This is a genomic window from Acidovorax sp. GW821-FHT09B03 (assembly GCF_059418305.1).
The window spans coordinates 609,023-635,274 of the sequence record NZ_JBWKPP010000001.1; the positions used below are offsets into that span (position 1 = coordinate 609,023).

The 26,252-nt window shown below is 70.7% G+C and carries 22 protein-coding genes and 1 pseudogene; 11 read left to right on the forward strand and 12 right to left on the reverse strand.

The genetic code is table 11. The features are described 5' to 3' along the window. The first annotated feature begins 308 nt into the window (after positions 1-308). Entirely contained in the window at positions 309-881 is a 573-nt protein-coding gene (locus tag AC07PA_RS02810) for a cob(I)yrinic acid a,c-diamide adenosyltransferase (protein WP_494603344.1), read from the forward strand. Positions 882-889: 8 nt separating this feature from the next. Here AC07PA_RS02810 and AC07PA_RS02815 read toward each other — a convergent pair whose 3' ends face one another. From AC07PA_RS02815 to AC07PA_RS02830, 4 genes are all read right to left on the reverse strand, one after another. Continuing rightward, positions 890-1,699: a GntR family transcriptional regulator gene (locus tag AC07PA_RS02815; protein WP_494603342.1), complete on the reverse strand. Its 810-nt coding sequence runs from the start codon at positions 1,697-1,699 to the stop codon at positions 890-892. Positions 1,700-1,772: 73 nt separating this feature from the next. After that, on the reverse strand, positions 1,773-2,996 hold the full coding sequence (locus AC07PA_RS02820) for an amidase (RefSeq protein WP_494603340.1): 1,224 nt from the start codon (positions 2,994-2,996) through the stop codon (positions 1,773-1,775). A 10-nt stretch (positions 2,997-3,006) separates the two neighbouring features. After that, the gene (locus AC07PA_RS02825; protein WP_494603338.1) at positions 3,007-3,921 is read right to left on the reverse strand and encodes a polysaccharide deacetylase family protein; all 915 of its coding nucleotides are present in this window, start codon (positions 3,919-3,921) and stop codon (positions 3,007-3,009) included. Next, positions 3,918-4,370 (reverse strand): nuclear transport factor 2 family protein, encoded by a 453-nt coding sequence (locus tag AC07PA_RS02830; RefSeq protein WP_494603336.1) that lies wholly within the window; start codon positions 4,368-4,370, stop codon positions 3,918-3,920. The genes AC07PA_RS02825 and AC07PA_RS02830 overlap by 4 nt, the downstream gene beginning before the upstream one ends. Positions 4,371-4,636: 266 nt before the next feature. Between AC07PA_RS02830 and AC07PA_RS02835 the strand changes: the two genes are divergently transcribed. From AC07PA_RS02835 to AC07PA_RS02855, 5 genes are all read left to right on the forward strand, one after another. After that, a complete protein-coding gene (locus AC07PA_RS02835; protein WP_494603334.1) occupies positions 4,637-5,821 on the forward strand; it encodes an ABC transporter substrate-binding protein in 1,185 nt (394 codons plus the stop codon). Between the two features lie 78 nt (positions 5,822-5,899). Beyond that, on the forward strand, positions 5,900-6,778 hold the full coding sequence (locus AC07PA_RS02840) for a branched-chain amino acid ABC transporter permease (protein WP_494603332.1): 879 nt from the start codon (positions 5,900-5,902) through the stop codon (positions 6,776-6,778). A gap of 23 nt (positions 6,779-6,801) precedes the next feature. Then, positions 6,802-9,342, forward strand: coding sequence for a branched-chain amino acid ABC transporter ATP-binding protein/permease (locus tag AC07PA_RS02845; protein WP_494603330.1), 2,541 nt, complete (start codon positions 6,802-6,804; stop codon positions 9,340-9,342). A gap of 1 nt (position 9,343) precedes the next feature. Then, the gene (gene hpxZ / locus AC07PA_RS02850) at positions 9,344-9,736 is read left to right on the forward strand and encodes an oxalurate catabolism protein HpxZ (RefSeq protein ID WP_494603328.1); all 393 of its coding nucleotides are present in this window, start codon (positions 9,344-9,346) and stop codon (positions 9,734-9,736) included. 29 nt (positions 9,737-9,765) lie between these two features. Then, a complete protein-coding gene (locus tag AC07PA_RS02855) occupies positions 9,766-11,355 on the forward strand; it encodes a gamma-glutamyltransferase family protein (protein WP_494603326.1) in 1,590 nt (529 codons plus the stop codon). 7 nt (positions 11,356-11,362) lie between these two features. Here AC07PA_RS02855 and AC07PA_RS02860 read toward each other — a convergent pair whose 3' ends face one another. Continuing rightward, positions 11,363-12,265, reverse strand: a complete 903-nt coding sequence (locus tag AC07PA_RS02860; protein ID WP_494603325.1) for a LysR family transcriptional regulator — start codon at positions 12,263-12,265, stop codon at positions 11,363-11,365. A gap of 129 nt (positions 12,266-12,394) precedes the next feature. On the opposite strand from AC07PA_RS02860, the gene AC07PA_RS02865 reads away from it, so the two are divergent. Both AC07PA_RS02865 and AC07PA_RS02870 read left to right on the forward strand, forming a co-directional pair. Next, positions 12,395-14,011 carry an FAD-dependent monooxygenase gene (locus AC07PA_RS02865; protein ID WP_494603323.1) on the forward strand — a complete coding sequence of 539 codons (1,617 nt, stop codon included), beginning with the start codon at positions 12,395-12,397 and terminating at the stop codon, positions 14,009-14,011. A 54-nt stretch (positions 14,012-14,065) separates the two neighbouring features. Next, entirely contained in the window at positions 14,066-15,037 is a 972-nt protein-coding gene (locus AC07PA_RS02870) for a Bug family tripartite tricarboxylate transporter substrate binding protein (protein WP_494603321.1), read from the forward strand. Between the two features lie 46 nt (positions 15,038-15,083). Here the strand turns inward: AC07PA_RS02870 and AC07PA_RS02875 are convergent, their stop codons facing one another. Further along, positions 15,084-15,509 (reverse strand): hotdog fold thioesterase, encoded by a 426-nt coding sequence (locus tag AC07PA_RS02875; protein ID WP_184855097.1) that lies wholly within the window; start codon positions 15,507-15,509, stop codon positions 15,084-15,086. A 164-nt stretch (positions 15,510-15,673) separates the two neighbouring features. Between AC07PA_RS02875 and AC07PA_RS02880 the strand changes: the two genes are divergently transcribed. Beyond that, on the forward strand, positions 15,674-16,417 hold the full coding sequence (locus AC07PA_RS02880) for a zf-TFIIB domain-containing protein (RefSeq protein WP_494603318.1): 744 nt from the start codon (positions 15,674-15,676) through the stop codon (positions 16,415-16,417). A gap of 9 nt (positions 16,418-16,426) precedes the next feature. Here AC07PA_RS02880 and ubiM read toward each other — a convergent pair. The 4 genes and pseudogenes from ubiM to AC07PA_RS02900 all read right to left on the reverse strand — a co-directional run bounded on the left by ubiM (position 16,427) and on the right by AC07PA_RS02900 (position 20,010). Continuing rightward, positions 16,427-17,688, reverse strand: a pseudogene (gene ubiM / locus AC07PA_RS02885) (5-demethoxyubiquinol-8 5-hydroxylase UbiM). Between the two features lie 79 nt (positions 17,689-17,767). Next, positions 17,768-18,205, reverse strand: coding sequence for a hypothetical protein (locus AC07PA_RS02890; protein ID WP_007855977.1), 438 nt, complete (start codon positions 18,203-18,205; stop codon positions 17,768-17,770). A 59-nt stretch (positions 18,206-18,264) separates the two neighbouring features. Then, positions 18,265-19,158 (reverse strand): alpha/beta fold hydrolase, encoded by an 894-nt coding sequence (locus AC07PA_RS02895; protein ID WP_494603316.1) that lies wholly within the window; start codon positions 19,156-19,158, stop codon positions 18,265-18,267. Positions 19,159-19,404: 246 nt separating this feature from the next. Further along, the gene (locus AC07PA_RS02900; RefSeq protein ID WP_007855974.1) at positions 19,405-20,010 is read right to left on the reverse strand and encodes a TetR/AcrR family transcriptional regulator; all 606 of its coding nucleotides are present in this window, start codon (positions 20,008-20,010) and stop codon (positions 19,405-19,407) included. Positions 20,011-20,170: 160 nt separating this feature from the next. On the opposite strand from AC07PA_RS02900, the gene AC07PA_RS02905 reads away from it, so the two are divergent. Beyond that, positions 20,171-20,410 carry a DUF6139 family protein gene (locus AC07PA_RS02905; protein ID WP_007855973.1) on the forward strand — a complete coding sequence of 80 codons (240 nt, stop codon included), beginning with the start codon at positions 20,171-20,173 and terminating at the stop codon, positions 20,408-20,410. A gap of 48 nt (positions 20,411-20,458) precedes the next feature. On the opposite strand, the gene AC07PA_RS02910 is transcribed toward AC07PA_RS02905, so the two are convergent. Beyond that, positions 20,459-22,822: a right-handed parallel beta-helix repeat-containing protein gene (locus tag AC07PA_RS02910; protein ID WP_494603313.1), complete on the reverse strand. Its 2,364-nt coding sequence runs from the start codon at positions 22,820-22,822 to the stop codon at positions 20,459-20,461. Positions 22,823-23,040: 218 nt separating this feature from the next. Here AC07PA_RS02910 and AC07PA_RS02915 point away from each other — a divergent pair, with 218 nt between their 5' ends. Continuing rightward, on the forward strand, positions 23,041-25,122 hold the full coding sequence (locus AC07PA_RS02915) for an acetoacetate--CoA ligase (RefSeq protein ID WP_494603311.1): 2,082 nt from the start codon (positions 23,041-23,043) through the stop codon (positions 25,120-25,122). 117 nt (positions 25,123-25,239) lie between these two features. Here the strand turns inward: AC07PA_RS02915 and AC07PA_RS02920 are convergent, their stop codons facing one another. Next, positions 25,240-26,247 carry a Bug family tripartite tricarboxylate transporter substrate binding protein gene (locus AC07PA_RS02920; RefSeq protein WP_494603309.1) on the reverse strand — a complete coding sequence of 336 codons (1,008 nt, stop codon included), beginning with the start codon at positions 26,245-26,247 and terminating at the stop codon, positions 25,240-25,242. Positions 26,248-26,252: the final 5 nt, after the last annotated feature.

The following is a 26,252-nucleotide window of genomic DNA, read 5'->3' on the forward strand; positions in this document are numbered from 1 at the left end:
GCATCCGCCCTGGGGCGGGTGCCGCCCACCGGCGCCGCCCGGCGGGTGGCGCAATGCCCGCACCCCATTTCGCGATGCAGTGAAGTGACACCTGCCTTTCAGGGGCAAGGTGGCGCTCACTGCATTTGCCTTTTCAATGGCGCTTTGCTGCCTGTTCCCCTGCCCTCCTGTGTGCGCCCCGTGTGCGGCGATGGATGACAATACCGCCCATGCCTGCCGAGGAGGGTGCCGTGCACCTGCGTCGGCATTCCGCCATTCACGAACCAGCGTTGCCGAACTCCTGCAGGCGCTGCGCACAGGAGACTTCCATGGGCAATCGACTCAGCGCCATCACCACCCGCACGGGCGACGCCGGTACCACCGGCCTGGGCAACGACCAGCGCGTGTCCAAGAACAGCACGCGCGTGCATGCCATGGGCGACGTGGACGAGCTCAACTCCCACATCGGCCTGCTGCTGTGCGAGCCCCTGCCCGACGACGTGCGCAGCCTGTTGGTGCAGGTGCAGCACCAGCTGTTCAACCTGGGCGGCGAGTTGTCCATCCCGGGCTACGAACTGCTCAAGCCCGAGGCCGTGCTGCAGCTCGACGAGGCGCTGGCGCACTACAACGCATCGCTGCCCAGGCTGGCGGAGTTCATCCTGCCGGCCGGCACGCGCGCCGCTTCGCAGGCCCATGTGTGCCGTACCGTGGCCCGGCGCGCCGAGCGCGTGGTCGTGGGCCTGGGCAGTGAAGAGACCCTGAACGACGCGCCGCGCCAGTACCTGAACCGCCTGTCGGACCTGATGTTCGTGCTGGCCCGCGTGCTCAACCGCATGGATGGCGGCGACGACGTGTACTGGCAGAGCGAGCGCCTGGCTCGCTCACAGGCCACCGAGGGCTGAGAAAAGAGCTAGGCCATCCCGAGCATGCGCGCCAGGTTGTTGTCGCTGCGCTCCTGCTGCAGCGTGATGCTGTGCTCCAGCGCCAGCAGGTGGGCTTCCATCTCGCGCGCGGCGCCGTCGGCGTCGCCCTGGGCGATGAGGTCGACCACGCGCGCGTGCTCCTCGTGTTCGCACGAGGCCTTGCCGGGCGGCTCGTAGAGCGCCACGATCAGCGAGCAGCGCGAGACCAGCTCCATCAGGTAGCGCTGCAGCACCGGGTTGCGTGACAGCTCGGCCAGCCGCAGGTGGAAGGCGCTGGCCAGCCGTGCCCAGGCGGGCTGGGTGAAGCGGTGCATGGCATGGTGCTCCTCCTCCAGCTGCTGGCGCAGCGAGGCGATGTCCTCGGGGGTGGCATGCCGCGTGGCCAGGCGCACGATGGCGCCTTCGAGCGCGCGGCGCGCCTCGAACACCTGGCGCGTCTCCTCGGGCGTGGGCTCGGCCACGATGGCGCCGCGGTTCGGGCGCAGCTCCACGATGTGGTCGTGCGCCAGCGCCTGAAGCACCTTGCGCACGGTGGCGCGGCGCACGTCGAACAGCTCGCACAGCGAGGCCTCGGGCAGTTTGGTGCCTGGCGTGAGGCGCTGGGTCATCACGCTCTCGTACACCGTGTTGTAGATGCGTGTCTCCACGTCGTCGCCCGTGCGCAGGCCCGGCAGACCGGGCAGGTCGCTTTCCTGCAGCGGCGTGGCCGCCTTGAGCGGCACGACCGCAGGAGCGGTGGTCGAGGGGGTGGCCCGCGGCGACCTGGCGCCGGCGCGGGGAGTTGTCTTGGTGGCCATGGTGTTCGCCCGGGGCGCTTGCTGTCTGTCGTCGCGCGGTCCGGCGGATGTTGTTGCCCCCATTGTCGCGCCTTCAGCGTGCGCCGTCCTGCAGCGCCTGCCAGACCTGTATCGCCAGGCGCACCAGGGCCAGGTCGCTGCCGGCCGGGCCGATCAGCGACACCCCTGCCGGCAGGCCGCCGGCCGTGGCCAGCGGCAGGCTCACCTGCGGCAGCCCGGCCAGCCCGGCAATGCAGCAGATGCGCAGGGTGCGCGCGCGGATGGCGTCGATCTCCGCACCTTCTGCGCTGCGCAGCGGCGCCACGCTGGCCGCCGAGGGCAGGACCAGCACCGTGCCGCTGCCGACGAGTGCGCGCACCTGGGCGCGCGCCGCCAGGCCTGCGGCGCGCGCGGCCCCGGCGGCTTCGGCCGTGACCTCAGATGCGGCCTGCCAGCGTCCCGCAATGGCCGCCTCGAAGCCGGGGGCGTTGGCGCTGATCCATGCGCCGTGGGCCTGCCAGGCCTCATGGGCACCCCAGGCCACATAGTGGCGGCGCCAGTCCTCCAGCGAGCTGCCCTGGGCCGCCGTGGCCGTACCCACCCCTTGGGGCAGGAGCGTGGCGAGCACTTCGCCCACCCGGGGCAGCAGCGCAGCCACCTCGGCATCGGCCTCGGCGGCCGCATCCTGCAGCTGCACTGCGCGCACGGCTGCGAAGGGGGGGGCTGGCAGCAGGGCCTGGGCCACGCGCTCGAAGGTGGCGGGGTCGTGCGCGAACCAGGTCGCGGTGTCGAAACTCTCGTGCAGCGGCACCAGGCCGGCGCGCGATACCAGGCCGTGCGTGGTGCGCAGACCCCACACGCCGCAGTAGCTGGCCGGCACGCGGGTGGAGCCACCGGTATCGGTGCCCAGCGCAAAGTCCACCAGCCGGGCGGCCACGGCCGCGACCGAACCGCTCGACGAGCCGCCCGGGATGCGCTCGGGTGCGGCGCAGTTGAGCGGCATGCCGTAGTGCAGGTTGTGGCCGTGGATGCTGTAGGCCAGCTCATCGGTGACGAGCTTGCCGCACAGGGTGGCGCCGGCGTCGAGCAGCTGCTGCACCAGCGCGCTGTGGCGCGCGGGCACCGGGTGGCTGGCCAGCCAGGCGGGGTTGCCCGCGCCCGTGGGGTGGCCCGCCACGTCGAACACGTCCTTGGCGGCAAAGCGCAGGCCGGCCAGGCGGCCGTGGGCTGCTCCTTCGATCACGAAGTGGCCGTGCGGCACCCAGGCATTGGCGGTGTCGGTGAAGGGCAGGCCGGGGGAAGCGATGGGGCTGTGCATGGGGTGGGGCTCAGGCAGAGGGGAACAAGGCATCCACGTGGTCGCAGAGGGCGCCGGGCGTGGTGAACCAGATGGCGCCGGCGTCGCGTGCGCGGGCCACATGCTCCAGCGCGCGGCGCAGGTGGCGCAGCCGGTAGGGCTGGCCCACCAGGTAGGGGTGCAGGGCGATGCCCATGACCAGCGGCTCCCGCGCCGACTGCTGCAGCATCTCGTCGAAGTTGTCGACAATCATCTGCGCGAAGTCCTTGCCGTCGAGCTGGCGCGCAATGATCATCGGGATGTCGTTGAGCTCCTGCGGGTAGGGAATCGACCACAGCCGGCGGCCGCTGCGCGTGCGCATCGGCACGGGCTGGTCGTCGTGCGCCCAGTTCAGGGTGTAGCGGTAGCCGGCCTCGGCCAGCAGGTCGGGCGTGGTGGGGCTCTCCGAGATCCAGGGCGAGAGCCAGCCCGCAGGCGCGCCGCCGCTGGCCTGTGCGATGCGCTCGCGGCAGGCGGCCAGCAGCGCGGCTTCCTCGGCCTCGGCGAAGTCGCCCTGGCGCTCGGAGTTGGTGTGGCCGTGGCCGATCAGCTCGTCGCCGCGCGCTGCGCAGGCGGCCAGCAGTTCGGGGCAGTGGTCGTACAGCGCGGTGTTCACAATGCAGCCGGCCGGCAGGGCCAGCTGGTCGAACAGTTCCAGGCAGCGCCAGGCGCCCACGCGGTTGCCGTACTCGCGCCAGCTGTAGTTGAGCACGTCGGGCTCGGGCGAGGCCGGGCCGATGCGCGCGCCCAGTCCGCCGCCAAAGGCGAAATGCTCCAGGTTGAAGCCCAGGTAGACCGCCAGGCGCGCGCCGTTCGGCCAGGTGTAGTCGGGGCGGCGGGTAATGGGGCTGTAGCCGAAGCGCCCATGGGTGGGCAGCGGTCCATCGCCATAGATGCTGGTGATCATGCGCCGGCACCCTCGGCAGTCGGCCAGGGCGTGGCCAGGCCGGCGCGCACCAGCAGCCATTCGGCGCTGTCGTTCCACACGTCCATGCGCACGATCAGGCCGCGCTCCAGCACGTAGCGATCCACATAGCGGTTGCCCTCGAACGGCGTGCCATCGGGCCAGGCGCCGTAGAGCGTGCCGGTGTTGTAGACCACGGCCTCTTCGTGGGTGGCACCGGCCACGACGTCGGTGCTCTCGAACTTCTTTTTCACCCAGGCATAGCGCGTGGCGTTGAAGGCGCTGCACTCGGCCGGCTGGCGCATGGGGCGCCCGCCCGTGAAGCGGATGGCCAGGCCGGGTGCGACGAAGCGGCTGGCGGCCACGGGGTCGGGAATCATCACCAGGCGCAGGAACTCTTCGACGATGGCGCCGGCGTCCTGGGAGGGTGGTGTGGGTGCTTGCTGCTGCATGTTGGTGCTCCTGGTTGCACCACCGGGGTGCGAAATGCGACGGCGGTGCTTCGGAATAGGGCGAAACACGGTGAACGCCCCTTGGTTCTTGTTGTCAGCAAAGCATGTGCCAGATTGTCGACAATTACATATCAATGTAGTCGCCAATAAATATAGTCATTTGTTGACACTGGCACGGTGCTTGCTGGTGGAGCCTCCCGAGGCGGACCGAATCCCGCCCACCGATCCGTTCATCCCCGTCCACCCGCCACTGCAGGAGAACCGCCATGCCTTTCACCACCCGCCGCCGCTTTGCCGCCGCCACGCTCGCCACCGCGGCCTGGGCTGTCCTGGGCACCGCCCATGCCGCCGATCCGATCAAGGTCGGCCTGGTCACCGCGCTCTCGGGCCAGTCGGCGCTGGCGGGGGACGCCATCACGCGCGGCCTGACCATCGCCATCGAAGAGATCAACGCCAAGGGTGGCCTGCTCGGCGGCCGCAAGCTCGAACTGGTGCGCCGCGACGACGAGGCCAACCCCGCCAAGGGCGTGACCGCAGCGCGCGAGCTGATCTACAAGGAAAAGGTGGCCGTGCTCTTCGGCGGGCTGGACACGCCGGTCTCCATCGCCATCGTGCAGCTGGCCAACCAGGAGAAGGTGCCTTTCATGGGCCCCTGGGCCGCAGGCACGCCGGTGACCAAGAACGGTGCCAAGCCCAACTTCGCGTTCCGCGTCTCGGCCGTGGACGAGATCGTCGACCGCGGCATGCTGGCCTATGCGCAAAAGACCTTCAATGCCAAGAACCCCGGCATGATCCTGGTGAACAACCCCTGGGGCGAGTCCAACGAGAAGGGCCTGACCGCAGCGCTGACCGCCAAGGGCATGAAGGCCGCCGGCATCGAGAAGTTCGGCGACAGCGACGTGGACGTGGTGCCCCAGCTCACGCGCCTGAAGGCCGCCGGCGCCGACGCGCTGTTCCTGGTGGGCAACGTGGGTCCCTCGGCCCAGGTGGTCAAGTCGCTGGACCGCATGGGCTGGCAGGTGCCCATCGTTTCGCACTGGGGCCCTGCGGGCGGCCGCTTCACCGAACTGGCCGGCCCCAACGCCAAGAACGTGCACTTCGTGCAGACCTACAGCTTCTTCGGCAAGCAAGGCCCGGTGGGCGAGAAGGTGGTGGCGGCGCTCAAGGCCAAGTACCCCGAGATCAAGGGCCCCGACAACATCACCCCCGCCGTGGGCGTGGCCAATGCCTACGACGCCATGCAGCTCGCGGCCCTGGCCATCACCCAGGCCGGCAGCACCGAAGGCGATGCCGTGCGCCAGGGCTTCTACAAGATCGGCAAGTACGAGGGCCTGATCAAGGGCTATGACAAGCCCTTCAGCGAAGCCAACCACGACGCGCTGAGCGAGAACGACTACGTCTGGGCACAGTTCATCGGCAACCGCATCCTGCCAGTCGGCCTCGAAAAATAAGCCCTGCACGCCTCGCGGTCCCGCGCCCCCATCGGCGCGGGACTTTTCCTGCTTTTCCCCATTTCTTCGATCACCACGATGCTCTTTCTCTCCGCCCTCATCAGCGGCATCGGCCTGGGCAGCATGTACGGGCTCATGGCCCTGGGCTTTCACGTCACCTTCGTGGTCTCCGGCACCGTGAACTTCGCCCAGGGCAGTTCCATGATGCTGGGCGCCGTGCTCACCTACGGCTTTGCCATGGTGCTGGGCTGGCCCATGGCGCTGGCCGTGCTGCTGGCGCTGCTGCTGTGCGCGCTCTATGGCCTGGCCGTGGAGTTCTTCGCCGTGCGGCCGTTCGCGCGCCGCAACTCGGACGCCTGGCTCATGGCCACGGTGGCGCTGGGCATCGTGGTCGACAACCTGGCCATGTTCACCTTCGGCAAGGAGCCGCGCAGCCTGCCCTCGCCCCTGGCCCAGGCGCCGATGACGCTGGGCGACATCGGCCTGGGCGTGTACCCGCTGCAGCTGCTCATCCCGGCCATCGGCCTGGTGCTGGCCGCCGTGCTGCACTTCGTGGCGCGGCGCACGCGCTGGGGCACGGCCATGCTGGCCGTGGTGCAGAACCGCGATGCCGCGCGGCTCATGGGCATTCCCATCGGGCGCGTGGTGTCGGCGGCGTTCGCGCTGTCGGCCGTGTTCGCGGGCGTGGCCGGCGTGCTCATCGCGCCGCTCGTGAACGTGCAGTCCGACATGGGCACGCTGTTCGGCCTCAAGGCCTTTGCGGTCGCCATCCTGGGCGGCATCGGCAGTGCCTGGGGCGTCATGGCCGCGGGCCTGCTCTTCGGCGTGGCCGAGGCGCTGATCACCTCCACGCTGGGCTCGGGCTACACGCAGATCCTCACTTTCTCGCTCGTCATCGTGGCGCTGGCCGTGCGCCCCAACGGGCTGTTCGGGCGTGCCCTGGTGCGCAAGGTATGACGAAGAAGAACACGCCTCTTTCCATGCAGACTGCATCCCTTCACCTTCCTTCGTCCGCACGCGGGCTGGCCATGCCGGCGCTGCTGGGCCTCACCGCGCTGGGCGTGGCCGTGGGCCTGGCACTGGCCACGCAGGTCAACGGCTACTACGTCTTCGTGCTGGCCAATGTGGCGCTGCTGGCGCTGGTGGGCATCGGCCTGAACGTGCTGCTCGGCCTGTCGGGCCAGGTGTCCTTCGGGCACGTGGGCTTCTACGCCATCGGCGCCTATGCGGTGGCCATCCTCACCACCAAGGCGGGCTGGAGCTTCTGGGCCGCCTGGCCGGTCGCGGCCGTGCTGGCCGGCGCCATGGGTGCGCTGCTCGCGTTGCCGGCGCTGCGCGTCAAGGGCCCCTACCTGGCCATGGTGACCATTGCCTTCGGCCTGATCGTGGAGCACAGCGCGGTGGAGATGCGCGACCTCACGGGCGGGCAGAACGGCATCATGGGGATCGCCGCACCGGCAATGGGCATGGCCGCGCTGCGCGGCGAACGGGCCATCGCGGTGCTGGCCATCGTGGCCGTGGCGGTGGCGCTGCTGGCCTATGTGCGGCTGTCGCGGGGCGCCTGGGGCGCCGCGCTGCGTGCGGTGCGTGATTCCGAGACGGCGGCCGAGTCCATCGGCCTGAACCCGCTGGCCGTGAAGACCGTGGCGTTCGCCCTGTCTGCCCTGCTCGCGGGGCTGGCGGGCGGGCTGTATGCGCCGCTCTCGGGTTTCGTCACGCCGCACAGCTTTTCCTTCCTGCAGTCCATCCTGTTCGTGCTGGTGGTGATGATCGGCGGTGCGGGCAGCATCGCCGGGCCGCTGGTGGGCGCCGTCATCGTCGGTCTGCTGCCCGAGCTGCTCTCGAGCCTGGAGGAGTACCGCCTGCTGTTCTTCGGCGCACTGCTGCTGGTGGTGCTGTGGGTGGCGCCGCAGGGCCTGGTGGGGCTGCTGGCGCGGCTGCACCGCAGCGCACCCGCGCCCGTGGATGGCACGGCCGCGCATGGCGACGCGTTGCCGGCCCTGAAGCCGGCACAGGGCAGGGCGCTGAGCGCGCAGGGCCTGTCCATGGTCTTCGGCGGCGTGCGCGCGGTGAGCGAGCTGTCGTTTGCCGTGCGGCCCGGTGCCGTCACCAGCCTGATCGGGCCCAACGGCGCGGGCAAGAGCACGGTGCTCAACATGCTCAGCGGCTTCTACACCCCCACCAGCGGCGGCGCGCTGCTCGGCGCCGATCCGCTGCAGGGCCGCGGTGCCTGGCGCATCGCGCGGGCCGGCGTGGCGCGCAGCTACCAGACCTCGCAGCTCTTCGGCTCGCTCAGCGTGCTTGACAACGTGGCCCTGGCGCTGGCGCGCGGCACCCTGGGCCCCTTGCTGGGCGATGGCCGTGTGTGCTCGCCCGGCGCGCGGGACGGGGCGCGCGCCCTGCTGGCCTGGTGCGGCTACAAGGGTGCCGTGCAGGTGCCGGCGGCCGACCTGGCCCACGTCGACCGGCGCCTGGTGGAGATCGCCCGCGCCCTGGCCCTGCGGCCCGAGGTGCTGCTGCTCGACGAGCCGGCCGCAGGCCTGTCCACCGAGGACAAGGACCAGCTTTCCGCGCTGCTGCGCCGCATTGCCGACCAGGGCGTGGGCGTGCTGCTGGTGGAGCACGACATGGCGCTGGTCATGGGCCTGTCGGACCATGTGGTGGTGATGGAGTCGGGCCGCCACCTGGCCGAAGGCACGCCGGCCGAGGTGCAGGTCCATCCCGCCGTGCGCAAGGCCTACCTGGGCGAGGGCGCAGGCGGCGCCGTGGCGGTGCATGCCGCCGTCGGCCGCCAGTTGCCGGGCGATGCGCCCGAGGTGCTGGGCGTGGGCCGGCTCACCACCGGCTACGGTGCCGAGCCCGTGCTGCACAACGTGGACCTGCGTGTGCGCCAGGGCGAGATGGTGGCCCTGCTGGGCGCCAACGGCGCCGGCAAGTCCACGCTGATGCGCACCCTGGCCGGCCTGCACCGGCCCGTGTCGGGCGGCATTCACCTGCAGGGGGTGGAACTGGGCCCGCTGCGCGCCGAGCAGATCGTGGCGCGCGGCCTGGTGCTGGTGCCCGAGGGGCGCCAGGTCTTCCCCGAGCTCTCGGTGCTCGACAACATCCGCCTGGGCGCCTTCCTGCACCCCGAGGGCCGCGAGGCCCGGGTGGAAGAGATGCTGCAGCGCTTTCCGCGCCTGCGCGAGCGCCTGCACCAGCGCGCCGGCCTGCTCTCGGGCGGCGAGCAGCAGATGCTGGCCATTGCCCGCGCCCTCATGAGCCGCCCGCGCGTGCTGCTGCTCGACGAGCCCTCGCTGGGCCTGGCGCCCAAGGTCATCGAGGAGCTGTTCGCCTCGCTGGCGCGCCTGCGCGACGAATCCATGACCCTGGTGCTGGTGGACCAGATGGCGGCGCTGGCCCTCTCGCTGGCCGACCGGGCCTATGTGCTCGAAGGCGGGCGCGTGGTGGCCCAGGGTACTGCGGCGGAGATCGCGGCCAACGATGCCCTCACACGGGCGTATCTCGGCGGTGGACACTGACATGAACGACAGCACGACAACCATCAACCTGCCCGATGTCCTCGCCGAGGTCACGGCTGCGTTTGCGCGCTACGAGCATGCACTGGTCCACAACGAAGTGGACGTGCTCGACGCGCTGTTCTGCCATGGCCCGCAGACCGTGCGCTATGGCGCCACGGAATGCCTCTATGGCATCGATGCCATCCGCGCCTTTCGCAGCGGCCGTTCACCTGCGGGCCTGGCGCGCACGCTGCGCAATACCTGCATCACGGCCTACGGGCGCGACTTCGCCACCGCCAGCACCGAGTTCACGCGCGAGGGCAGTGCGCGCACCGGCCGCCAGCAGCAGACCTGGGTGCGCATGCCCGGCCAGGGCTGGTGCGTGGTGGCAGCGCATGTCTCGCTGATGGACTAGCATCTTTCCCCATAACCGGAGACTTCTCGATGTTGCACAGCCTGCAAAGCCGCGGTGGCATGGTCACCGCTCCCCACCACCTGGCTGCACAGGCCGGCGCTGCCGTGCTGCGCGAGGGCGGCAACGCGGTGGAGGCCATGGTCGCGACAGCCGCCGCCATCGCGGTGGTCTACCCGCATATGAACAGCCTGGGCGGCGATGGCTTCTGGCTCATCCACACGCCAGGCGCGGCGGCCCCGGTCGCAGTGCGCGCCTGCGGCGGCGCGGCGCAGGCGGCGGACGCGGCCTTCTACCAGGCGCACGGCGATGCGGCCATCCCTACGCGCGGGCCGCGCGCGGCGCTCACCGTGGCCGGTGCCATCGGCGGCTGGGCCGAGGCCCTGGAAGTGGCGCGCGCCTGGGGCGGCAAGCCGCTGCCGCTGGCGCGCCTGCTCGAAGACGCCATCCGCCATGCGCGCGAGGGCATGCCCATCACCACCTCCCAGGTCGAGCTGACGCGTGCCAAGTGGGCCGAGCTCGAACACGTGCCGGGTTTCGCTGCCGCCTTTGCGCCCGAGGGCCAGCCGCGCCGCGGCGACACCCTGCGCCAGCCGCGCATTGCGGCCACGCTGCAGCGCCTGGCCGAGGCCGGGCTGCACGACTTCTACCGTGGCGACCTGGCACGCAGCATGGCGCGCGACCTGCAGGCCCTGGGCAGCCCGCTGGCGCTGGCCGACCTGGAGGGCTGGCACGCCGCGCAGGTGGCGCCGCTGTCGGTGCAGCTGTCGGCCGGCCGCGTATTCAACCAGCCGCCGCCCACGCAGGGCGTGTCCTCGCTGGCCATCCTGGGCCTGTTCGACCGCCTGGGCGTGGTCCAGGCCGAGGGCTTCGACCATGTGCACGGCCTGGTGGAATCCACCAAGCGCGCCTTCGCCTGGCGCAACCGGCATGTGGGTGACTCGGCGTACATGCGCGCCGACCCGGCCGCCTTCCTGCAGGCAGCATCGCTCGACGCCGAGGCCGCACGCATCGACAAGGCGCGCGCCGCGCCCTGGCCTGAGCCCACGGAGCCCGGCGACACGGTATGGATGGGCGCCGCCGATGCCCACGGCAATGTCGTCAGCTACATCCAGAGCATCTACTGGGAGTTCGGCAGCGGCATCGTGCTGCCCGAGACCGGCCTGCACTGGCAGAACCGCGGCGCTTCGTTCACCCTGGGCGCCGGGCCCAACCAGTTGGCGCCCGGGCGCCTGCCGTTCCATACCCTGAACCCGGCGCTGGCGCACCTCAAGGACGGGCGCGTGCTGGCCTACGGCACCATGGGCGGCGAGGGCCAGCCGCAGACGCAGGCGGCGGTGTTCACGCGCCATGTGCTCTTCGGCCAGGACATGCAGGCCGCGGTGACCGCACCGCGCTGGCTGCTGGGCCGCACCTGGGGCGACCAGTCCACCAACCTCAAGCTCGAATCGCGCGTGGACCCGGCCCTGGTGGACCGGCTGCGCGCGGCCGGCCACGACGTGCAGGTGGTGGGCGCTTTCGAGGACATGATGGGCCATGCCGGGGCGGTGGCCTTCCATCCCGACGGGCGCATCGAGGGCGCGACCGACCCACGCGCCGACGGGATCTGCGCCGGGGTCTGATGGCTAGCTAGGCTGGCGGCTGCGCCACCCGGTGCGCCTCGCGCCGCAGCATGTCGCAGAAGTACCCGGCCGCGGGCGTCAGCGGCATGCCGCCGCGCGCCACCAGGCAGATCGGTGGCGCGGGGATCAGCTCGCGCACCGGGATCTGCTGCACCAGCCCGAGCAGGGGCGATTGCGTCCACTGGATCGGCAGGACCATGAGCAGGTCGGAATAGACCATGGACGTGAGGAAGGTCAGGGTGGAGTGCGAGCTCATCACCAGCCGCGGCGGCGGCAGGCCGTGCTGGCGGAACAGCGGGCCGATCTCCTCCTCGGCCTTGTGGGTCACCGAGCTGGTGATCCACTCCGCACCGGCCAGCTCCTTCAGGGAGCGGGCGCCGGCCAGCGGATGCCCCTTGCGCCCGACGACCACGCGGGTGTTGTCGAACAGCCTCTCCACCGCCAGCCCCGCCGCCGTGTCCGCAGGCGCGGGGCCGGCGTAGAAGTCCAGGCTGCCGTCGAGCAGGCGCGCTTCGACGCGCGGGTACACCGCGTCCATGATGTCCAGCCGCACCTCGGGGTAGCGCTGGCGGAAGGCGCGCAGCGCCCCCGGGTAGAGCGCCAGGTGCGGCACGCTGGACATGGCGATGGCCAGGCGGCCGTGCACCTGCCCGCGCAGCTGGTCGATCTCCTCGCGCGCGCGGCGCACGTCTTCCACCACGGAGCGGGCACGGCGCAGGAACACCTCGCCCATGGGCGTGAGCGACACGCCGCGGCTGTTGCGCTCGAACAGCGGCACGCCCAGGTCCTTCTCCAGCTCCTGGATGCTGTGGCTCAGGGCGGCCTGGGCACTGCCCAGGTGGCGCGCCGCGCCGCGCAGGCTGCCGCGCTCGGCCACGGCCAGGAAGTCGCGCAGGGCATTGAATTTCATGAACGCTCCATGGCTGCTGGGTGATCGAATATTTCGATCAGTGTGTGAATTTTGCCGTCTTTCGCAGACGCGGGCCACTGCCTACGATCGCCCCATGCCCGTGATCCAGATCCCGAAAAAAGTCCCGCCATGCAATCCGTCCAGGTCCTGATCGTCGGTGCCGGCCCCGTGGGCCTGGCGCTCGCCATAGAACTCGGCCACCGCGGCATCCGCTGCCTGCTGGTGGAGCGCAACGACCGCGTGGGCTACGCCCCGCGCGCCAAGACCACCAATGTGCGCACCCGCGAGCACCTGCGCCGCTGGGGCATCGCCGACCAGCTGCGCGCCGCATCGCCGCTGGGCATGGACTACCCCTCCAACGTGGTCTTCGTCACCCGCCTGGCCGGGCCCGAGCTCACCCGCTTCGAGAACGCCATGTACTGCGCGCCGGGGCGCAATCCGCTGTACTCCGAACATGCGCAGTGGATTCCGCAGTACACGGTGGAGGAGGTGCTGCGTGCCCATGCCCAGTCGCTGCCCGGCGTGGAGCTGCGCTTCAACTGCGAGCTCGGCGGCTTCGACCAGGACGAAGAGGGCGTCGAGGTCCATCTGCACGACCGGGTGGGCGACACCGACTTCTGCGTGCGCGCCGACTACGTGGTGGGCGCCGACGGTGCGCGCAGCAAGGTGCGCGAACTCATCGGTGCGCGCATGGAGGGTACCTACGGCCTCTCGCGCAACTACAACATCGTGTTTCGCGCCCCGGGCCTGGCCCAGGCGCACCGCCATGGCCCGGCCATCATGTACTGGCAGGTCAACACCGATCTGCCCAGCCTCATCGGGCCCATGGACCGGGGCGACACCTGGTTCTTCATGCCCACCCGGGTGCCCGAGGGCGTGAAGCTGTCGGACCTGGACGCCGCCGCCCTGATCCGCCAGGCCACCGGCCTGAACCTGCCCTACGAAGTGCTGAGCAGCGACGAGTGGGTGGCCAGCCGCCTGATTGCCGACCGCTACAGCGACCGCCGCGTGTTCCTGGCCGGGGATGCCTGCCACCTGCATCCGCCGTTTGGCGGCTATGGCATGAACATGGGCGTGGCCGACGGGGTCGACCTGGGCTGGAAGCTCGCCGCCCGGCTGCAGGGCTGGGGCGGCGATGCCCTGCTGGCCAGCTACGAAGCCGAGCGCCGGCCGGTGCACGAGTGGGTGATGGCCGAGGCCGAGGCCAACCACGCGGTGCTGGGCAACCAGCTGTCCGCCGCAGGCCTGGAGGACGACACGCCCGAAGGCCGGCGCCTGCGCGCGGAGATCGGCGTGCGCATCCAGGCCACCAAGATGCGCGAGTTCGCCACCCTGGGGGTGGTGCTGGGCTATCGCTACGAGGATTCGCCGGTCACCGTGCCCGATGGCACGGCAGCACCGGCCCGCGACTTCATCAACTACGTGCCCACCTCGCGCCCGGGCAGCCTGGCCCCGCATGCCTGGCTGCACGACGGCAGCTCCCTGTACGACCTGTTCGGCCCGGGCTTCACCCTGCTCGCCGCGCCGCAGGCCGACAGGGCCGAGCTGGAACGCATCCGGCTGCAGTGCGCGGCCGCCCGGCTGCCGCTCAAGGTGCTGCAGTGCGAGGAGGGTGGTGTTGCCAGCCTCTACCCCACGCGCTACACCCTGGTCCGGCCGGACCAGCATGTGGCCTGGCGCGGCGACGACTGGCCCGAGGACGGCCGGGGCCTGTTGGACCGCGTGACCGGGCGCGCCCCGGGGTAGCAGCAATCCAAGAATTCCACCAGGCCAGCCATCCAAAAAGAACGGAGACAAGACATGCCAACCATCACCCGCCGTGCCGCCGGCCTCCTGGCCCTGGCGGCCCCCTTCGCCACCTGGGCACAGCCTGCGCCGGGCCTGCCCGTGCGCATCACCACCGTGTTCCCCACCGGCAGCGGGCCCGACGTGGTGGCACGCATCGTGGGCGAGAAGCTGCAGGCCCGCTGGGGCCGGGCCGTGGTCATCGATGCCAAGCCCGGCGGCGCCAGCATGGTGGCCATCAACGGCGTGAAGGGCGCCGCGCCCAATGGCAGCGAGCTGGTGGTGGCGGACGTGGGCAACCTGTCCATCAACCCCCTGATCTTCAAGAAGCTCTCGTACGAGCCCGACAAGGACCTGGTGCCGGTGGCCGTGCTGTACAAGACGGCGTTCTTCGTCGCCGTGGGGGCGTCCAGCCCTTACAAGAGCGTGCAGGAGCTGATGGCGGCGGCCGCCGACAAGCGCAAGCCGCTGACCTACGGCTCCAACGCCGTGGGCGGGCCGATCCACCTGCATTCCGAGCGCCTGGCGCATGCCGCCGGCGTGGAGATGGTGCACGTGCCCTTCAAGGAGACCAGCCAGCTCTATGCGGCGGTGGCCATGGGCGAGGTGGACTGGGCCTTCGGCAGCATCGCCAGTGCTGGCCCGCTGGTGCGCGGCGGCAAGCTGCGCCTGCTGGCCGTGGCCGACAGCGCGAAGTCGCCGGCCATGCCCGAGGTGCCCACGCTGGAGGCCGCCGGCGGCCCCAAGAGCCTGCATGCCTCGACCTGGGTGGCCCTGATGGCGCCGCGCGGCACGCCGGCGGCCACGGCAGCCGACATCAACAAGGCCGTGAACGAGGCGCTGGCCCTCCCCGATGTCCGGGACAAGTTCGCGAACTTCGGCTTCGTCCCGAGCCCGGGCCCGGTGCAGCAGGTGGTGGACCTCACGCAGGAAGACCGCACCCGCTACGCCGAGGTGGTCAAGCGCGTGAAGCTTTCCATCGACTGAGGCAGAACGGCCGTTCGGGCGCGCCTGCCCTGGCCAGGGGCCGGGGTCAGCGCGGCGCCAGGATGGCCATGGTGATGCGCGACACGCAGGTCATCTCGCCCGCGTCGTTGACCATGTCGATCTGCCACACATGCGTGGTGCGGCCGATGTGCACCGGGCGGGCCGTGCCCGTCACCCAGCCGCTCTGGGTGGAGCGCAGGTGGTTGGCGTTGATATCCAGGCCCACGGCGCGGTAACCCTCGGGGCAGGCGTGGGCCGCGCCCACCGAGCCCAGGGTCTCGGCCAGCACCACGCTCACGCCGCCGTGCAGCAGGCCGTAGGGCTGGTGGGTGCGCTCGTCCACGGGCACGCGGCCGCGCACGAAGTCGTCGCCGACCTCCAGGAACTCGATGCCCAGGTGCGGCACGGCCGTGCGCAGGCTGTGGTGGGTGAGCGACTCGACGGTGATGGGTTTCTTCCAGATGGCAGGCATCGTTCTTTTCTTTCTCGCAAAGGGTGAGCAGGGCCCCTTGGTGGTTGGCAGATGAGCCTGCCATTGTGCTTCGGTTCAAGCGCCCGGGCCCTGGGCCGCGTCGCCTGCGGGTCAGCCGGCCGGCGCGCTACCATGGCCGCATCCCGCCGGCTTTTCCTTTGTCCATGCAGCACCTCCCTTCCTGCCCCTCCTGCCGCCAGCCCATGCAAGAGCACCGGTTCGCCACCAACCTGGGCGGCGAGCTGGCGCTCGACATCTGCTTTCCCTGCCAGGGCATCTGGTTCGACCGGCACGAGAACCTCAAGCTGACGCCCGCGGCGGTGGTGGAGCTGTTCAAGCTGCTGCACGAGCACCGCACCGACGAGCGGCGCCCTTTGCAGAACAGCATGGCCTGCCCGCGCTGCGTGCGCCCGCTCGCGCACGGCTTCGACCTGGTGCGCAGCGGCCGCTACGTCCTGTACCGCTGCGCCAGCCAGCATGGCCGCTTCAGCACCTTTTCGTCCTTCATGGTGGAAAAGGGCTTCGTGCGCCACATGACCCAGCCTGAGGTGGCGGACCTCGCCAGGCGTGTCGGCGCCATCTACTGCACCAGCTGTGGCGCCCCCGTGGACATCCGCAAGGACCACGCCTGCCCCTACTGCCGCGCGGCGTTCTCGCTCATCGATCCGGAGGCCGTGAAGCGCGCGCTGGATGGCTATGCCCAGGCCGGCCAGCGTGCCGCCCAACTGCACCCGCCCCAGCGCACCGACCTGGCCGATGCGCTGGTGTCGCTCGAACGCGACCGCACGCGCGCCGAGCGTGAGCGGCAGAAGGAGCGCTTCAGCAGTGCCGGCGCGACCGAGGCGAGCGTGACCGGTGATCTGCTGGTCGCCGGCGTGGCGCTGGTCTGGGGCATGCTCAGCGCTTAGGACACCCTCTCAGTCCCAGGGGCGCAGCGCGCTCCGGTGGGCATGTGGGGAAGCGCCCAGGGGCCCGGTGAGCTGCCCCACGATGGCTGCCCGCAGCGGTGGCAGGCGCCGTGCCAGCTGCAGCACCCCCTGGCGCAGCAGGCGTGGCACAGGCCGGGCGTCGGTGTAGAGCCGCACGATGGCGTTCGTTCCCTGGTACATCGGCCAGGCATGGCGGTGGTGCTCGCTCGCATAGCGGGCCAGTGCCGCGGTATGGCCGGTGTCATGCCCCTGGTGGCGGCCTGCCACCAGGGCGGCCACCAGGCGCTCCACGCCCGCCAGCCCGAGGTTGAAGCCGTGCGCCGTCACCGGGTGCATGCCCACGGCGGCATCGCCCAGCAGCGCACAGCGTGGGCCCGCAAAGCGCCGGGCATACACTCCCACCAGCGGGTAGGCATGGCGCTCGCCTTCCAGTTCCATGGCCCCCAGCCGCTGCTGGAACTGGGCCTGCACCTGCGCAGCAAAGGCCTCGGGTGGCAGGGCCATCAGCGCCGCGGCATCAGCCGCCCCGGCCGTGACCACCACCGAGCAGGCGGCCCGGCCATCGGCGGCATCGGGCAGGGGCAGGATGGCCAGCGTGCGCGCGTAGCCAAAGCATTCGTGGGCTGTGCCGCCATGGGGCTGTGCGTGCGGCAGACGATGACGGTGCGGCCGAAGTCCGTGATGTCCGCCCCGATGCCGAGCTGGCGCCGCGTGACCGAAAAGCGGCTGTCGGCCGCCACCAGCAGGGGCGCCTGCAAGCGCAGCGTTTGCGAAGCCGTCGTGCCCTCGGCCGGGCCCAGCGTGCAGTCGAGTTCGGCATGCTCGACCCCGGTGGCGACCCGCGTCACCTGCGCGCCGGCGAGGATGCGCACGCCCGCGGTGCGCGCAGCCACGGCGTGGGCGGTGCGCCGCAGCGCGTGGTTGGAGACGATGGCGCCCAGCGCCTGGGCGCCGCCGGTGTGCAGCCGCAGGGGGCCGTGGCGGCCCAGGGGGCCATCGTGCACCTGGGCCTCGCGGATCGTGCCGCGCTCGTGCGCCTGCAGGCCGGCCCAGGTGCCCAGGCGCTGCAGCGTGGCCACGCTGGGGTGCGTGAGCGCGATCTCGCGGCCATCGGGTGCCGGGTCGGCCAGCGCCGCCCCGGGCTGCTGCTCCACCACGGTGGCGCTGAAGCCGGCCTGCGCCAGCGCGATGGCGAGCGAAAGCCCGGCGGGGCCGGCGCCCACGATGAGAACGTCACTTCGGGAGGTCATGGCAACAGGGTGTGAACGCACCCGCTGCGGGTGCGTCCCCATTGTGCTGCCCTGGTGCCAGCAGGGGCTTTGCCGTGGGTCAAGCCTTGCGGGACTTGGCCGAGGCCCTGGCCGGCTTTTTCTTCTTGCCAGCGCCCGATTTGCCGCCGCCGCGCAGGTGCAGCACCCAGGCCACCAGCAGCCACAGGCAGGACAGCGGCACCGAATACGCCGCCATCGCAGCCAGCGACAGCGGTGGCGCCGTGATGGAGCGCGGGTTGGCAATGGTCTGCAACAGCTGGCGCGTGCCGTCGCCCAGCACCGGCGTGCCCTGCACGCCGCCCGTGCGCGACATGCGCGCGGCCATGAAGAGCATGAACTCCATGAGCAGCGCCCCGATCAGGAAACAGGCCACCAGGGCCAGCAGCTGCAGGAAGGCGCGGCGATCACCCCGGGCGAGAAAGAAAATGGCGGACAACACGACCAAGGCGAGCAGCACCCAGACCAGGATGGGCCAGGCAGAGATGAGCAGGGGCATCAGGAATTCGGGTCGGCAGGAACAGGCTGCCGATCATAGGCCTGGCGCCCTGGGCGGCATCAAGCCTGTATGAAATTCGCCACGGCGTGCAGCACGGCCTCGTCCTGCAGCAGCTTGCGGTGGCCCAGCCCGTCGGTGGCCAGCAGTTGCGCGCCCGCAATGTGGTCGCGGTAGGCCTCACCGTCGGCAAAGCGGTTGATGCGGTCGCCCCGGTCGTGCACGACCAGGGTGGGCTGGGCGATGCGCGGCCCCACGGCCTGGGGTTCGAACTGGGGCATGAGGATGCCTTCGCGCGCCTCGATGCGCCGCTCCATCGCGGCGCGCGTGGTCTCGCTCAGGCCGAACACCTGCGCGAACAACCGGGTGTATTCCCTGGGTGATGCGGGCGGCGCCAGCAGCACCAGCCGGGCGGCCGGCAGTCCCCGGCTCGCGGCATGGGCTGCGGCGTTGGCGGCCAGCGAGTGGGCCACCACGGCTGCCAGCGTGTTGCCCCGGGCCTGCAGGCGCGCCGTGGCGTATTCGAGGGCGCGGGCGAACTGCGGCAGGTTGCTCACGCGCCCCCGGCTGCCGCCGTGCGCGGGCAGGTCCACGAGCACGGGGTGCATGCCGCGCGCGGTCAGCGCATCGGCCAGGGGCAGCATGTGCCGCGCATGCCCGCCCCAGCCATGGGACAGCAGCACCACCGGGCCCTCGGTAGGCAGGTCGCTGCGGGTGTAGAGCGTGATCTCGGCGTCCTCGAAGGGCCAGCGCTCGGCCTGCCAGCCGGCGGCCACCAGGGCCTGGTGGCCCGGCTTGCGCAAGGGCAGGGGCGTGCCGAAGAGGCGGTAGGCGGTGCGCACGGCGAGCCGGGGCCACAGGTGCTGCGCCGTGCCCAGTGCCAGGCGCACCAGGCGCATGCCGGCATGGGCGCCGTAGAAGTTCGAGGTGGCCTGCACGGCGGTGGACTGGCTCATGGTGGGGCTCCGTAGGGGGGTGGAAGGGTTCCAGAGAGGGAGAGGCGCGTGCGGTCAGTAGAAGACCCAGTCGTGGTTGCTGCGCGGAAGGCGGGCCAGGGTCTGGCGCACCGCATGCAAGGCGCCTGCGAGGGCCGCGGCAGCGGCAAGTCCGACAAGGATCAGCATGGTGTTTTCCTTTCTTCGCACGGTTGTGCGAAATTTGGGCGAACAAGAAGCAAGGGTTCCATGGCGCGCAAAGGGGGTTTAGGCGGTCTGGTAACTCTTGACGAGGCGCGCCCACGACGCCTCGGTGCGTTGCGCCGCCTGCGGATCACGCAGGAAGCGCACGTCGTGGAGCAGGCCCATGACCATGGCGTAGATCTCTGCCACCAACTGGTCGGCCGGGGTGTCTGCGGGCAGGTGCCCGGCCTCGATGGCCTGCAGCACGGTGCGGCGCAGGGCGGCGCGCCAGCGCGTGATCTCGGTGTGCAGCAGGTCGCGCAGCTCGCCTTCGCGGTCGTCGAGTTCGAAGGCGCCGGCGACGTAGATGCAGCCGGTGAAGGCCTCCACGTCGCGCGTGCGCGCAATCCAGCGGCGCACGATATCGTTCAGGCGGGGCAGGCCCTTGGGCTGCTGCATGGCGGGCACGAACACCTGGGCCAGGAAGCCGCGGCCGTACTCCTCGATCACGGCCTTCTGCAGTGCCTCGCGCGAACCGGCGCGCGAGAACACGCCGCTCTTGGACAGGCCCACGCGGTCGGCCACGGCCTGCAGGGTGATGGACTCCAGCCCGTCGGCCGCAGCCACGTCCAGCGCGGCGCCGATGATGGCGGCGCGCGTGAGCTCGGCTTTCTGGGTCTTGGCATCCATGGCGTTAATTTAGCACATGTGTGCGAAAAATCAAGGCGATGGGTTTCTGCAGGTTTTCCCGGCCCGCGCCAAGGCCCTGATGCCAGCGGGAGTTTTTCCTACGGCGCCTTTTCGCCATGGGCAGTAGAGTGGCTTCTTTGTAACCGCCAAAGGACCAACCATGCGCGTGGACATCTACCGTCGGGCCGAAGCTGAGGGCCGTTTCACCCACCTGGCCGTGCCGGAAGGAAAGCGAATTCCGGAAGAAGCGACCAATACGGACTGGGACACCGAGGTGAAAGGCCAGGACCTGGACGAAGATGCCGACCGCTGGGACCACTACGGAATCGTCAAGCCAGGCGCTCAGCTGCAGGAAAAAGGCTACGCCATCACCGGCCTGCACGAGCCCGAAGGCGGCTGACCACCTCGGCCGCCGCGATCAAACGGGGCCGCAGGCGACCCCGTGGCGTCAGTACTGGTGCCCGCGCTGGGTGCGGCGGGCGTCGCCTGCCGGCAGTCCGGTGGTCGGCCCGGAGCCGGTCAGCACGCTGGTGGGGCTCACGCTGCTGCCCGATGCCGCCGTGTCCTGGCCGTAGGTGCCTTGCCACACCGACCATGCCATGTCGTTGCCCGTGCACTCGCTGTCCTTGAAGGCCAGGGGGGCCGTGCTTTCGATCCAGTTGGCGCGTGCCGCCAGCTGCGTGGCCAGGCCGGCTGGCCGGCTCTGGCACGACAGGCCGCCATAGGCCGGCGTGCTGCCGCTGCTGAGGATGTTGTGGCTGATGCGCGTGCCCGAACTCATGGGGTTGAACGGCCCCCAGCTCAGGGCGATGCGCTGGTTGACGACCGTGTTGTGGTGCACGTCGTGGTCGCGCATAGAGCAGGTGCTCTGGAAGCACTGCGTTCCCAGCAGGATCCCGGCGTTCACCAGCAGGTTGTGGTGGATGTGCACCCCCACCGAATTGTCCTGCGCTGACACCTGGATGCCCGAAGTGGTGCGGTTGGCTGCCGAGAACTCGATGTAGTTCTCGCGGTAGGTGTTGTTCTGCGAATTGTCCTTGTCGTGGAAGCCGCCATTGACCTTGCCCAGTCGCAGCTGGTTGTTCTCGACGAGCGACTCGCCGGCATCGAAGAAGGTGGTGGCATAGCCCGCACCTACGTAGGTGCCGAAGTCGTTGTCCTGCACCAGGAACTGGTGGCGCCAGGCGGGGCCCGTGTCGCCCCAGCCATGGATGAAGGCGGGGTTCTCGCTCAGGGTGGGGCCTTCCTCCCCGTTGACGAAGCGCACGTGGCGCACCACCAGCCCGGCCTTGCTCGGGTCGCTCACGATGCCGTACTGCTTGACGTTGGCGATGTCCACGCCCTCGATGCGCGGTGCCGGTGCGGTCGAGGAGGCCACGGAAATGGTGTCCACCCTGTTCATGTCCAGCGTGGCCACCTCGTCGGGGTAGGCGAGGATCTGCTTGGCCTTGTTGTCCAGCAGCCGCAGGGGGCCGCTCAGGTAGGTGCCCTGGCGCAGCACGAGGGCCTGGCCCGCGGTGCTGCGTGCCAGGGCATAGGCGAGCGTCCTGTAGGGCGCTGCGCGCGTGCCCCGGCCACTGGCGTCCTGTCCATCCGGAGCGACGAATACAAAGCGCGAGGCCGCCGTGTCGACGGTGAAGCTGCGCACCAGCGTCTGCGGCGTGCTGCCACTGTCCTTGATTTCCAGCGTGATGGTGTAGCTGCCCTCGGCAGGCGGCGTGAAGCGCACCGTGCCACGCCGGAAGTCGAGCGACAGGTCGGCGCTGCTCTGCGCCACGCCATTGCGCGTGAAGCCCTGCAGCCGGTACTCATAGGGAAAGGTGCCGCCCACCACGCCGGGCCGGCTTTCGTAGGCGATGCCCGGGTAGGCCAGCTCGCGCAACGCAAAGCCCACGGCCAGCGGCTTGCGGGGCTCGGTGTCGGGCAGGGTGAGGTGGGCGCCAGCGGTGTGCACGCAGCGCACGAAGACCGGAGCGCCGTCGGCCGGTACGGTGGCCGGGGCGGACTCCGACACGGCGCAGCGCTGCCCGGTGGGCTGGGCCGTGACGCGCAGGTCCAGCGGGGCGCCCGCTGCCGCCTGGGGCGCGAAGCGGTAGGGCTCGTTCAGGGTGGCGTCCAATGTGGCCGTGCCGTGGCCGAGCTGCAGCGTGCGGCCGAGGCCAAGCCCCTGCACGCGTACGTTCAGGGCGGCCAGGCTGCCGGACGGCGCGGGGTTGGGCGTTGCGCCCCCGCCGCCCGCACCGGGCGCGGTGGTATCGCATGGGTCGCGCAGGGGCTCGTTGCCCGCGATCTGCGCCACCACGCCGAAGCGCTGGCGCGCCAGCAGGTCGGCAAAACTCTGGGCCCCGCTGGCGCCATAGCCCACGAACACCGTGAGCCCGGGCAGGGCCGCGGCGGAGCGCAGGCCAGGTTCGGTGACCGCCACCTCCAGCGTGTTCACGCCTGCGCCCTGGCTGCGCTGGGGGTGGCGTACGGCGTTGCCGGCCACGGGCACCAGGCCGATCGAGGGGGGCAGCACCACCCACTGCCCCTGGCTGTTCTGGAAAGCCCATTGCCCCTGGTAGTGCGCGCCTTTGTAGATGTCGAAGAGCCCATCGGGGCTTTCAGCGCTGAAATCCAGCTGGGCCCGGGCGACGAAGCCCCGGTCCTTGTGAAAGCAGGTGCTGGCGCCCGACACGGCGGGTGGCAGCGGGCTGAGCGCCTGGGCGCTGCCCGCGCAGGCCAGGCCCAGCAAGGCCGCGATGGCCCACGGCATGCGTTGCAGCGGGCGCACAGCGGTGCCCCCGGCCGTCCAGGTGTTTTTCATGTCCATCCCCCCTCGCTCCTGGCGATGCATTTGTTGTGGTGCCACGGGGCTCTCCCGGGCGACACCGAGTATTTCCGAGCGGTTGTCGTACCTCGCAAGGGTTTTCCCGAGAAAATGTGTCCGTCTGTGGTGCGCGCGGGAAGGTGGACCGGGCCGCCCCGGGTGTCAATCCGGGGACGGCGCCCGATGGCAGGCCTGCGCCAGCGCTGGTACGCTGCGTCGCCATGGAGACAACCAACAACACCCCCCCGTTCATTCCCCAGATCCGCCTGTACCAGGACTGGCTGCGCGACCAGCGCGGCCTGGCCTTCGACAGCTACGACGCGCTGTGGCGCTGGTCCACGACCGAGCTCGATGCCTTCTGGCACAGCGTCTGGGATTACTTCGAGATCGAGTCGCCCACGCCGCCCACGGTGGCGCTGGCCAGGAACACCATGCCGGGGGCCGAGTGGTTCCCGGGCGTGCAGCTCAACTATGCGCGCCAGGCGCTGCGCCATGTGCAGGCGGCCCATGCCGCCGGCTTGCCGGCCATCGTCAGCCGCAACGAAAAAGGCCAGCACCGCGAGTTGGACTGGCCCGAGCTGCGCCGCCAGGTGGCCGCGCTGGCGCTGCACCTCAAGGCCCAGGGCGTGCAGCCCGGCGACCGCGTGGCCGCCTACCTGCCCAACATCCCCGAGGCCATGGTGGCCCTGCTGGCCACGGTGAGCATTGGCGCGGTGTGGAGCATCTGCGCGCCCGACATGGGCACCAACGCCGTGCTCGACCGCTTCCGCCAGATCGAGCCCACGGTGCTGATCGGCGTGGACGGCATCACCTACGGCGGGCGCGACCACGACCGCATGGGCGTGCTCAGCGAGCTGCGCGCGGCCCTGCCCAGCGTGCAGCACGCCATCCTGGTGCCCAACCTCGCTGCGGATGCGGCGCTGGCCGGCTGGTCCGACTGGGCGGCCGACGTGGCCGCCACCGGCCCCGCGGTCGACGCCTTCGTGCCCGAGTGGATGCCCTTTGACCACCCGCTGTGGATCGTCTATTCCAGCGGCACCACGGGCCTGCCCAAGCCCATCGTGCACGGCCATGGCGGCATGGTGCTGGTGGCGCTGCAGCTCAAGGTGCTGCACAACGACATCGGCTGCAGCTACGAGGCCAACAGCCTCGGCGAGCGCTACCACTGGTACAGCTCCACCGGCTGGGTGATGTGGAACGCCCAGGCCAGCGGCCTGCTGTCGGGCACCACCTGCGTGATCTACGACGGCAACCCGGGCGGCAGCAAGGACCGGCCCGACTGGGGTACCTTGTGGCGCTTTGCGGCCGAGACCGGCGTCACCTTCTTCGGTGCGGGTGCGGCGTTCTTTGCCAACTGCATGAAGTCGGGGCTGGACCTGGCCGCCTGCGGCGACCTGTCGCGCGTGCGCGCCCTGGGTACCACGGGCTCGCCGCTCTCGCCCGAGGTGCAGGCCTGGGGCACGGCGCAGTTCGAGCGCATCGGCACCCCGGACATCTGGTGGAACAACATCTCGGGCGGCACGGACTTCTGCGGCGCCTTCATCGGCGGCCACCGCGAGATGCCCCATGTGCCCGGCGAAATGCAGTGCCGCATGCTGGGCGCGGCCGTGGAGTCCTGGAACGCCCAGGGCGAACCCGTGAAGGACGAGGTGGGCGAGCTGGTCTGCGTGCAGCCCATCCCCTCCATGCCGCTGTACCTGTGGAACGACACCAACGGCGAACGCTACCTGTCGAGCTATTTCGACATGTACCCGCCCGGCCATGGCCGCCGCCCCGGCGGCGGCGACACGGGGCCCGAGGCCGGCGCCGTCTGGCGCCATGGCGACTGGCTCAAGATCGACGGTGCCAGCGGTGGCTGCACCATCTACGGCCGCTCGGACGCCACCATCAACCGCCACGGCCTGCGCATGGGCACCAGCGAGATCTACAGCGCCGTGGAGGCCCTGCCCGAGGTGCTCGACAGCATGGTCGTCGACCTCGAGTACCTGGGCCGCGAAAGCTACATGCCGCTGTTCGTGGTGCTGCGCGAGGGTGTGGCGCTCGACGAGGCCACGCGCCAGCGCCTGAACGGCGCCGTGCGCACCGCGCTGAGCCCGCGCTTCGTGCCCGACGACATCTTCCAGGTGCCCGAGATCCCGCGCACCCTGAGCGGCAAGAAGCAGGAGCTGCCCATCAAGAAACTCCTGCTGGGCCAGCCCATCGAGAAGGTCGTCAACAAGGACGCCATGGCCAACCCGGGTTGCCTGGACTGGTATGTGGCGTTTGCCAACCAGCGGGCCGCCAAGGCGGCAGCGCAAGGCTGAGCAAGGCTCTCGGCCTGCAAAACGGGCGCGCCCGAAGCCAGTGCCCCCGTGCAAGGGCCGCCCCGCCGCACCGGGGGCGTCCCCCTTCAGGGGGATGCTGCGAAGCAGCTCAGGGGGTCAGTCAAGCTTTGCGCCGGATTGCTTGATCAAACGCTCCCACACGGGCCGCTCCTTCATGTACGCGGCCTTGAACTCGGCCGGTGAGGAGTTGGTGCGGGCCTCGAAGCCCATGCCCGCGATGCGCTGCGCCACGTCGGGCAGTTGCACGGCCTTGCGCACCTCGGCGGCCAGGCGCTCCAGGATGGCCGGCGGCGTGCCCGCCGGCGCGGCAAAGGCCAGCCAGCCCGCCACGCGGTAGGCCTCGTCGGTCATGCCCTGCTCGGTCAGCGTGGGCACGTTGGGCAGGATGCCCATGCGCCGCTCGCCGGTCACGCCCAGCGCCTTGAGCTTGCCGGCGTCGATGTGCGGCTTGGCGACCAGGGCACTCGCGTAGGCCATCTGGATCTGGCCGCCGATCAAATCCTGCACCATGGGTGCCTCACCGCGGTAGGCCACATGGCTCATGTCGGCGTTCTGCGTGAGGCTCATGTAGGCCCCCGCAAGGTGCGGGTAGGCGCCCGTGCCGTAGGAGCCATAGGCCACCTTGCCCTTGTTGGCGGCGGCGTACTTGAGCAGCTCGGGGCCGGTGGCCACGGGCACGCTGGGGTGGGCGACCAGCACCAGCGGGGCGATGGCGATCTGGTAGACCAGGGCCAGATCGCGCTGCGGGTCGTAGGGCAGCTTCTCGTAGAGGAACTGGTTGGTCAGCAGCGAATTGCTCAGGCCCAGCACGATGGTGTAGCCATCGGGTGCGGCCTTGGCTACCGCATCGGTGCCGATGATGCCGGCCGCGCCGGGCTTGTTGTCGATGACCAGGGGCTGGCCCAGGCCGGCCGCCATCTTCTCGGCCAGCACGCGGGCCAGCACGTCGGTGGCGCCGCCCGGCGCAAAGGGCACGACCACCTTGATCGGCTTGGCAGGGTAGGCCGGCTGCTGGGCCTGGGCGGCCGTGCCGGCGAGAGTGGCGATGGCGAGCGCGGCCGCGCCGAGCCAGGTGCGGCGTTGAAGGGTCTGGAAAGTTCGCATGGTGG